The organism is Microvirga sp. 3-52 (genome assembly GCF_018383585.1).
Classification (GTDB): domain Bacteria; phylum Pseudomonadota; class Alphaproteobacteria; order Rhizobiales; family Beijerinckiaceae; genus Microvirga.
This window is the reverse complement of sequence record NZ_JAHAMK010000052.1, coordinates 19161-29077: the sequence shown is the minus strand read 5'-3', so window position 1 is coordinate 29077 and position 9917 is coordinate 19161. Positions and strand designations below refer to the sequence as shown.

The 9917-nt window shown below is 64.0% G+C and carries 7 protein-coding genes and 1 pseudogene; 3 read left to right on the top strand and 5 right to left on the bottom strand.

What is annotated here, in order from left to right; all coding sequences use genetic code 11:
• Positions 1 to 142, top strand: a pseudogene (locus KHP60_RS25350) (IS630 family transposase); the annotation flags it as partial.
• A gap of 67 nt (positions 143 to 209) precedes the next feature.
• On the opposite strand, the gene KHP60_RS23525 reads toward KHP60_RS25350, so the two are convergent.
• From KHP60_RS23525 to KHP60_RS23510, 4 genes are all read right to left on the bottom strand, one after another.
• Entirely contained in the window at positions 210 to 1262 is a 1053-nt protein-coding gene (locus KHP60_RS23525) for an alpha/beta fold hydrolase (protein ID WP_213566710.1), read from the bottom strand.
• Between the two features lie 84 nt (positions 1263 to 1346).
• Positions 1347 to 2639: an epoxide hydrolase family protein gene (locus KHP60_RS23520; protein WP_213566709.1), complete on the bottom strand. Its 1293-nt coding sequence runs from the start codon at positions 2637 to 2639 to the stop codon at positions 1347 to 1349.
• Between the two features lie 152 nt (positions 2640 to 2791).
• Entirely contained in the window at positions 2792 to 4084 is a 1293-nt protein-coding gene (locus KHP60_RS23515; protein WP_249689078.1) for an epoxide hydrolase family protein, read from the bottom strand.
• Positions 4085 to 4324: 240 nt separating this feature from the next.
• Positions 4325 to 5014: a VOC family protein gene (locus KHP60_RS23510; RefSeq protein ID WP_213566707.1), complete on the bottom strand. Its 690-nt coding sequence runs from the start codon at positions 5012 to 5014 to the stop codon at positions 4325 to 4327.
• 301 nt (positions 5015 to 5315) lie between these two features.
• Here KHP60_RS23510 and KHP60_RS23505 point away from each other — a divergent pair, with 301 nt between their 5' ends.
• A complete protein-coding gene (locus KHP60_RS23505) occupies positions 5316 to 6170 on the top strand; it encodes an adenylate/guanylate cyclase domain-containing protein (protein WP_409366314.1) in 855 nt (284 codons plus the stop codon).
• A 207-nt stretch (positions 6171 to 6377) separates the two neighbouring features.
• Positions 6378 to 6842 (top strand): DUF1801 domain-containing protein, encoded by a 465-nt coding sequence (locus tag KHP60_RS23500; protein WP_213566706.1) that lies wholly within the window; start codon positions 6378 to 6380, stop codon positions 6840 to 6842.
• Positions 6843 to 7091: 249 nt separating this feature from the next.
• Here the strand turns inward: KHP60_RS23500 and KHP60_RS23495 are convergent, their stop codons facing one another.
• On the bottom strand, positions 7092 to 9386 hold the full coding sequence (locus tag KHP60_RS23495) for an EAL domain-containing protein (RefSeq protein WP_213566705.1): 2295 nt from the start codon (positions 9384 to 9386) through the stop codon (positions 7092 to 7094).
• Between the last annotated feature and the right edge of the window lie 531 nt (positions 9387 to 9917).

Here is a 9917-nt window from a genome sequence, read left to right as displayed (position 1 = left end):
TGCCAAGATCAAAGCGCACCTGCGCAAGGCCGAGGCGCGAACGTTCGATGCGCTGTGGCGAGCGCTCGGCGGCATCTGCGATTTGTTTGAGCCGCAAGAATGCTGGAACTACCTCAAGGCAGCTGGATATTCGTCCGGTTAACCGTCCGATGCTCTAGCGCCGAACGCGCTGCTCGCCGTCGCAGAGAGACTTCACATCCTGACTGAGGTCAGGAGCGACCGACGTCGACCACCGCCTCGGCGAAGGCCTGCGGCGCTTCCTGAGGCAGATTGTGCCCTACCCCGCCCGTGATGACCCGGTGGCTGTATCTTCCTGAGAATTTCCGCGCATAGGATGCGGCATCCGGGTGCGGGGCGCCGTTGGCATCGCCTTCCATCGTAATGGTCGGCACGGTGATGGCCGGGAAGCCTGCAAGCCGCTTTTCCAGTTCGTCATGCTTCGGGTCGCCGTCGGCGAGGCCGAGCCGCCATCGGTAGTTATGGACGACGATGCGGACGTGATCGGGATTGTCGAACGCCGCCGCCGTGCGGTCGAACGTGGCGTCGTCGAACTCCCATTTCGGCGAGCCGAGCCGCCAGATGAGCTTGGCAAAATCGTGCCGGTATCGATCGTAGCCGGCCTGGCCACGGTCCGTGGCAAAGTAGAACTGGTACCACCATTCGAGTTCGGCCTTCGGCGGCAACGGCATCCTGCCGGCTTCCTGGCTGCCGATCAGGTAACCGCTCACCGACACCATGGCCTTGCACCGCTCCGGCCAGAGCGCTGCGACGATGTTGGCCATCCGTGCTCCCCAGTCGAACCCGGCGAGAGTTGCGGTCTCGATCCTGAGCGCGTCCATCAATGCGACGACATCGACGGCAAGCGCCGACGGCTGACCGTTCCGGAACATTTCACCGGACAAAAACCGGGTCGGGCCATAGCCGCGCAGATAAGGCACGATCACCCGGTAGCCTGCCGATGTCAGCAGGGGCGCCACATCGACATAGCTGTGAATGTCGTAGGGCCAGCCGTGAAGCAGCATGGCCACAGGGCCGTCGGGGGGGCCGGCTTCGACATACCCGACGTTCAGGACGCCCGCGTCGATCTGCTTGAGCGAGTCGAACGACGCCGTCATCCCCGGCTTGCTCCCGGGCGGATCGAGCGATCCTTCTCCGGTGGGTTGCGCCTTCGCCGGGTCCGTCACCCCCAGCCCGGCGGCCGCAGCGGCCACAGCCGCCGTGCGCAACAGGCGACGGCGATCATCATCGACTTCTTTGGACATCGGACCTTCTCCCAATCACTCCGCCGATGATGCTGCGCAATGGGCAGCGGCGTGCATACATCAATGCCCCACATCGCCTCTCCATCAGCGCAATGGTTTGAACGCCGCCCTGAGTTCTCGCACGAATGTCTCCGGCTGCTCCCAGGCCGCAAAGTGCCCGCCTTTGTCGAGCCGGTTGTAGTGAATCATTCGGGGAAAGGCCTTCTCGGCCCAACTCCGCGGGGCGGCATAGATCTCGTCGGGAAAGACGCTCACGGCAACCGGGATGGTAATGTTCTTCGGAGCGAAGAAGGCGAGCTTGTTCTCCCAATACAGGCGCGCCGACGAGACCGCGGTGTTCGTCAGCCAGTAGAGTGTGACGTTGTCGAGGATGTCGTCGCGCGTCAGGCCCTCGGGCTGACCGTCGAAGACGCGTGCGATCAGCTCGTAGCTGCGGATGTCATGATCGAGCATCCAGGCGGCGAGGCCGATGGGCGAATCCTCGATCCCGTACAGCGTCTGGGGGCGATTGCTCATCTCCTGGGCGTAAGCCAAGCCGTGCTTGTAGAAGAAGTCGAGCTGATCGAAGGCATGCCGCTCGTCGGTCGAGAGTCCCGCCGGCGCCGGATCGCCGAATTGGAGAGCCTTGGCAATCTCGTCAGGCACGGTGGCCGGCATGTTGGTGTGAATGGCGATCAGTTCCGGAGGTGCCTGCACGGCCATCTGCTCCGACACCGCATCGCCCCAATCGCCGCCCTGCGCTACGAAACGCGTGTATCCAAGGCGCTTCATTAGCGCGACCCAGGCGCGGGCAATGTGCTGCGGGTCCCAACCGGGAGCCGTAGGCTGTCCTGAGAAGCCGTGGCCCGGCAGCGACGGAATCACGACGTCGAATGCGTCCGATGCACTTCCACCGTGGGCCGTGGGATTGGTCAGCGGGTCGATGACCTTCAGCTGTTCGATGATCGATCCGGGCCATCCATGCGTGATGATCACCGGGAGCGCATTGGGGTGAGGTGAACGGACGTGGATGAAATGGATGTCCAACCCGTCGATATTCGTCATGAACTGCGGCAGGGTGTTCAGCCTCGCCTCGACCTTGCGCCAGTCGTATTCTGTCGCCCAATAGCGCGCAAGCGCCTGCATGGTCGCGAGTTGCACGCCTTGCGAGGCATCCGTGACGGTCTCCCGCTTCGGCCACTTGGTCGCGGCGATGCGGCGACGAAGGTCGGCAAGCGCCCCGTCGGGAATGTCGACGCGGAACGGACGGATCGCGTCGTCCTCGGCCGCCGTGCCTGCGAGGGCGGGCTGCGCGGCCAGAGGCGTCGGGATCAGCCCGACGGCGAACACGGCTGCAGATGTCGCCAGAAGCATGGCCGAGGTGGTGATAAGAGACATCGTGTTCCTCCCTGCGCGTTGGTCGATGAGGGTGTCAGCCGGCGGTTGTCGGTTCGGTTTCCAGGAACGCGATCAACTCGTGATCCATTCCAAACCTCCGGCGGATCGATGATCGGAAACTCGCCCTACGGGGCCTGCAGTCTTCGGAGCGATTAGCGCAGCGGCCTGAACGCTGCCTGGATTTCCTTGGTGAAGAGCTCCGGCTGCTCCCAGGCGGCGAAGTGGCCGCCCCTGTCGACCTCGTGGAAGTAGATCAGGTTGCGATAGGCACGCCGGGCCCACGATTCCGGGGCGCGATAACTTTCCCCTGGAAAGACCGTGATGGCCACCGGGAGGGAAATCTCGGCGGTTCGCTCGGGGGCCGAAAAAGCAGGGCTGCGTCCGCCATACTCCCAGTACAGCCGTCCCGCCGAGGCGGCGGTGTTCGTCAGCCAGTACAGCGAGACGTCGTCCAGCACCTCGTCCGGCGACTTTTCGGGATCGCTGCTGCTGTAGGTCCATGTCCCGAAGCCCGGATGCCCGAGCATCCACGCCGCGAGGCCGGCCGGAGAGTCCGCGACGGCGTAGCCGATCGTCTGCGGCCGCGTGCCCATCATCACGGCGTAGGACCGGTTCCCCATTTTCGCGGCGGCGCTGAGTTCGTCGAATGTCGCGCGCTCCTTCTCGGATAATCCCGCTGGCGGGCCAGCGCCCGTGGCGAGGGCCGCGGCCACTTCCGGCGGGACGATGGCCGGCAGGTTGATGTGGATGCCCAGCAGGCCGGCCGGCGCCTGACGCGCCATAGCGCTCGAGACGGGGGAGCCCCAATCCCCGCCCTGGGCCACATAGCGGGTGTAGCCGAGGCGCTTCATCAGCTCCGCCCAGGCCCGCGCGATGCGGTCGGGACCCCAGCCGGTATCCGTCGGCTTGCCTGAGAAGCCATAGCCCGGCATCGAGGGAAGAACGAGATCGAACGCGTCCTGCGCGCGCCCTCGGTGGGCCGGTGGATCGGTGAGCGGACCGACGGTCTTGAGCAGCTCGAACACCGAGCCCGGCCAGCCATGCGTCATGACCAGCGGCAGGGCGTTCGGATGAGGCGAGCGAACGTGAATGAAGTGGATGTCGACGCCGTCGATCCTGGTCATGAACTGCGGCAGGGCATTGAGCTTGGCTTCCGCCTTCCGCCAGTCGTAGCCGGTGCCCCAATATTCGACGAGCGGCTTGATCTTCGCGAGCTGGATGCCCTGCGACTGGTCGGCAACCGTCTCCTGGTCCGGCCACCGTGTCGCCGCGATGCGGCGGCGGAGTTCGACCAGCGCCTCTTCCGGAATGTCGGCGCGGAAGGGCCGGATGGAGGTGTCTTCGGCCGCTGTGGCGGATTGCGCGGCGAGCCGCGTCGGGATCAGACCGGCAGCGGCGGCCGATGCGGCCAGAAGCACTGCAACCGAGGTCGTGAGAAAGGACATCGTCATTCTCCCTGGTCGGCAAGCGAGCTTGCGTGCCGGGCGGTGAGATCGGAACGCTTATCGATATTCAGGGCATTCGGGAGGTCCGCTGCTCCAGTGGCGGCGTCCCCTCCGCCCGTCGGTGGATGGCGCCGTCACCGGCGCGCGGGAGTGCCGCGCAAGGGATCACGCCAGCGTGCTTCGTCCGAGCGGGGAGCCCGTCCTTTCCGAAAAACCGGGCCGGGCCAGCCGGGCCGCCGCTCATGACGGCAATTCCCTGCCCGCCTGCTCCCGGACGATGTACTCGGCGTACCAGTCGGGCCATTCCTCATCATGGTGGCCGATCAGTTTCTCGTGCTCGCCATGTGCCGTCGCTGCGCGGCGGAGCGCGGCTGCGAGTTCGGTGGACGAGGTGAATGTCGTCTGGTCCACATCCACGCGCCCGGGCAACCGCGCGGTGACCTCTTGGAGCAGCCAGCCGTTGCCGTCCGGATCGCTGAACGAGGCGCACGAGCGGTAAGTCCGGCGTTCGGGATCCGGGCCGCTGATCCGGAGGCGCCCGAACAGATAGGGCTCGTCATCGCCGGCGCGCACGTCGTCGGCGCCATGGAAGATCTCGCTGATCTCCACGCCGCGACGGAGCAGTTCCTCGCGGGCAGCCTCGATGTCCGAGACGACGAGATACAATCCTCGCGCAGAGCCGGGGGCCGCCGCCGTGACGTTCCTGCCGAAGATGACCGAGCATCCGGAACCGGGCGGCGTGAACTGGATCGCGCGCCAGTCGTCATCGGTGGCGAAGTCGGCGTCCAATCTCCAACCGAGGTCGCTGTAGAAGCGCTTGGCGCGGTCTACGTCCGAAACAGGGATGACGACGACCTCGAGCTTCATGTCGACCGTCCGCGCGCTCGGGATCTCGGACGCGGTCGTGCTGCGCACCTGAGTAATGCTCATGTCCAGCTCCTTGGTTCGTAAGCCTTGCGAGCGGCAACACGCGTCCAGGCGCGTGAACCACAAAAGAGGCTTGCAGCCGAACCGGTTACGTTATCAGTTTACGCAAACCACGCGATACAGGAGGGAAGTCGACAGGGTGGTCGATGGAGGGGCTCGTCGAGGCCCAGGTCCGATGCGGGACCGTACTATGCGAACAGGATACGCCATCTTGGCACGGCGGGAAAGGGGTGTCGGTTCCTCGACCAAGCGCCGATTGCGACGGCCCATGCGCTTCGGCAAGTTCCGCGCTATCATGCCTGCCATGACCGAGAAGCTGAAACGGCGGTTGACCACCGTGCTCTGTGCCGACGTGCACGGCTATTCCCGCCTGATGGAGGCGGACGAATCCGGCACGCTGGCGACCCTGCGGCGCTATCGGACCGCCATGGCGTCATTGATCGAGCGCCATGACGGGCGGATCGTCAATACGTGGGGAGACGCCGTCATCGCCGAATTCCCGAGCGTGGTCGAGGCCGTGCAATGTGCCATCGAGATCCAACAGGACCTTACCGCCCAGGATCCGAATGTGCCCGAGGCGCAGCGCATGCGCTTTCGCATCGGCATCAACCTGGGTGACGTGATGGTCGACGGCTCGGACATCTATGGGGACGGCGTCAACATCGCGGCGCGGCTTCAGGAGCTGTCCGAGCCCGGGGGCATTCTGATCTCCGGGCCGGTCTATGATCAGGTCTACAACAAACTGTCGGTCGGGTTCGACTATCTCGGCCAGCAGCAGGTCAGGAACGTCAGGGCTCCCGTGATGAGCTATCGGGTGACCTTGGGCGGCACAACCTTCGGGCAGCTCGAATCGGAGGGTGCTGGGAAACCTGCACCAGGAGCCGCTCATGCCGGCGGCGCGCCATCGCGTCGCGGCAATGCCGGGTCGATGACGCCGGCGCACGGCCTTTCCGGCCGGTTGGCGGATCTGCCGCGCCCACTCCGGGCCGCCATCGTGATTTGCGTGTTCCTGTTTCTGATTAATCTCTTCAGTGGATTGCACGAAATCTGGTTCCACTGGCCGGCCATGTCGATTCTGTTCGTCGTCTTTTTATGGATGGGCCTGCGGCGCAATTTGATGCCCGACAGGGCGGACAGGCGCCCGAAGAACCGCGACTGATGCGATCTGCCTCTCGCAAGCCTTCCTCGGAGCGTCACCGATTGGGTCTCGCGCGGTCGCTCATCCATGGAGGAACGGCTGCGAGAAGCGATCGCTGGCGCTTCACCCAAGCCCCGTTTAAATAGCACAACAGCATACCCGCGACGGGATGCGACGGCACCAAGTGCCGGCTGGCGATACGCAGGTGGCAGGAGGGCGACGACAACCATGAAGAAGGCTGCGACAGGCATGAGCGAGAGGAACAGCGGCTCTGATGAAGGAAGGGAAGTTTCTCCCTCTCAACTGATCGACGAGAGAATCGACGAGCTGAGTGATTGGCGAGGCGAGATGCTCGCCCGGGTCCGGGCCATCATCAAGCAGGCCGATCCCGACGTGGTCGAGGAGTGGAAGTGGAGAGGGGTTCCGGTCTGGTCGCACGCCGGCATCATCTGCACCGGCGAGACGTACAAGAACGTCGTGAAGATGACCTTCGCCAAGGGCGCCTCGCTGGAGGACCCTTCAGGCCTCTTCAACTCAAGCCTCGAAGGCAATACCAGGCGCGCCATCGATTTGTATGAGGGCGATAGGATCGATGAAAAGGCATTGACGGCGCTCATCCGCGCCGCCGTTGCCCTGAACACATCCTCCGTTGCAAAGCGGCCGAGAAGCGCGTCGGCGCGTTCCGGCCCTTGAACGCGGAATGGATCGCCATCACGGCCCTGCCCTGCCCGTTCCCGCAAGCCGTGCTGCGCAACGGAAAAGTGAATGGGTCTTCGTCTCACGGGATGGGGCTCGCTCGGCCATCACCGGCGTTGCGCGAGTGATCCCGATCATGTGAAGCGCCTGGCGGATCGTACGGACCGGAGGGGCCGCGCCGGCGAGGACTGCACCATCGGGTCGTCCGGGCTCGTCCGGCCGCTCACGTCGATGCGCGCATCGCCACTACGCAACCGCTCGTGCTGGAACCTGCTCGTCGCGCTTGACCGGCTGCGCGCCTTGAAGGTTTGTGATGAAGGCCGCGATGGATTCGCGAGGCATCGGCTTGGCGATCAGGTAGCCTTGGGCCTGGGAGGCGCCGGCCAGGCGCAGGGCGTTGAGCTGCTCTTCCGTCTCGACGCCTTCGGCGGTCGTGCTCATCTTCAGATCTTTCGCAAGGCCGATCGTCGCCTTGATGATCGCGCGGCTGTCCGGCGAGTCCAGCATGCCACGCACGAAGGACTGATCGATCTTGATCTTGTCGAAGGGAAAGCTGCTGAGATAGCTCATCGATGCATAGCCGGTACCGAAATCATCGAGGGCAATCGAGACTCCGAGCGCTTTGAGCCGCTTGAGCGTCGCGGTGGCCTCATCGGTGAGCTTGACGGATTCCGTGATCTCCAGGATCAGGCGTTTGGCCGGCAAGCCGGATATCTCCAAGGCCGTCTTGACGCTGGCGAGAACGTCCCGGCTCCTGAACTGCACCGGAGAGAGGTTGATCGCGACCTTCAACGGCTGGGGCCAGGTCATGGCCGTCGAGCAGGCTTCCTCGAGGATCCAGTCGCCCATCGGGCCGATGAGACCTGACTCCTCGGCGGTCGGGATGAACTGCAGAGGCGAGATCATCCCTTTCGTCGGATGTTTCCATCGCGCCAGTGCCTCGCAGCCCCACAGCTGGTTTGTCGTCAGATCGAGGATCGGCTGGTAGAACAGCTCGAGCTCCTTGTTCTCAAGAGCGCTCTTCAGGGCTCCCTCGAGAGCGCGACGTTCCGCGCGGGAATCCTTGATGTCCGAATCATAGAGCCGATAGCTGCTGCTGGTATCGGATTTTGCCGCGTACAGGGCGATATCGGCCGCCTTCATGAGCTCGGTCGAGGTCTTGCCGTGAGAGGACGCGATCGCAACACCGATGGACAGGCCGACATCGATCTCCGTGTTGCCGGCCGTGCACGGGACCCTCATGGCGGCCTGAATGGCCGTGACGAGGTCTATGACCTGCTGCCGGCTTCTGATCGGCCGTTGAATGATCGCGAACTCATCGCCGCCGATGCGTGCGATGAAGTCGGTCTTCCGGAGACGTTCGCGCAGGCGCCGCGCCACAGTCTGAACGATCTGGTCTCCCACCACGTGGCCGTAGGTGTCATTGATGTCCTTGAACCGGTTGAGATCGAGAAGGAACAGGGCAAAGTCCGTGCCGGATCGTTGAGCGGCGAGGTATGTCCGCTTCAGGTCCTCGACGAAGTGCAGCCGGTTGGGAAGCTTGGTCAAAACATCGTGGCGCGACAGGTAGCTCTCGCTGGCCGCCCTCAGGATGCCGGTCCTCACATGCCTCAGCCCGAGCAGAGTGGCGGCCTCGATCCCGATATCCATCAGATAGGCGATGAAACCGATCAGGCGACTTTCAAGGCGCCGTCCGGCCATGAGTTCGGCCACGGTCCGGCTGGCGGCGATGCCGCCCGGATAATGGGCGAGAGGATGAAGGGCGACCACGCGCTCCTTCCGGTCGATCCAGCTGAGATCGCGAATGAGGGTCGGGATGTTCTTGGCGATCAGGCGCTGCAGGGGGGTGTTGGGCCTCCATATGCGGCGTCCGAGCGCCCTCTCCGAGATCGGGCAATGCGCCAGAATGATGCCATCGCGCCGATAGAGCGTGATCGCCTGGGAATTCGTCCTGAGATGATCCTTGTAGATCTGCTCCAAATGGCCGAGATCGATCGTGGCGACGACGATGCCGAGCAAATTTCCGTCCGTATCCTCGATTTTCCGGGCGAGGGAGAGAACCTTCTTGCCGGTTGCCCGGATCCTCATCGGTTCGCTCAGATACAATGTGAGCGACGGATCGGTCGCGAGAGCCCGATAGTAGGAGGTGTCTTTGAGATAGATCGGATCTGCCATCGGGCGTGGCGTCGACGAGCCGACGATCCGCCCCGGGGCGTTGACGAGATCGATGCGGACGATCTGGGGCAGCGAATGGCACGCCCCGACCAGAATGGCCTTCGTTGCCTGCGAGGCGGCGAACCCGTCGAACTCATGGGCCTGAAGGCAGGCTTGCGGAATGCGGGCGACCACATCGCGCATGACGTTCTCGACGGATTGGAAGACGCCGTCCGTCAGTTCCTGAAGAGAAAGGGCAAGGTTTGCCAGATCACCCTCTGCTTTCGCGAGATCGTCGTTGTACCCGCGCGCGAAGAGGAACGCAGCACCGATGGCCCCGATCACTGCGGTCAGGATGCTGAGGGAGATGATCACATAATCTGGCACAACGGACTTCGATTCGGGCTCTTGAGCGACGATCTCCGTCAGGATTGTCCAGAAGTTCTCGTTATTCGGTTAACTCCGGCAGGAATTCTGTCCGTCTGAACCGAAAAGGCCAAGCTTCGGCCGAGAGTGACACCCTCCACCCGTCATACCGGGGCCGCGTAGCGGAGCCCGACCCGAAGGGCCGCGCCGCAGGTGGGGGAAACCCATAACGGACGACGACACCGAAAGCGGTAAGCGGTGCGCCCCTCCTCACCCTCCCCCGTCGTTACACCCTCCTTGGTCGACCGGCCTTAGTCACACCCTCCCGTGTCATGGCCGGGCTTGACCCGGCCATCCCGATGTGAAGAGCGCTGTGCCTTTCCGATCGGGATCACCGGGACGAGCCCGGTGATGACGGGGGAGAGCGGATGTAACGCTATGTTCTCACTTTGTTCTTGACACTATGTATCACCTGGGCTAGACCGGTGCTCATCCCGGCCCGACGGGGGGCGCGCTCGCGAGGCGTCGCAGGCGTGGGGCGGGGAGCGGTCC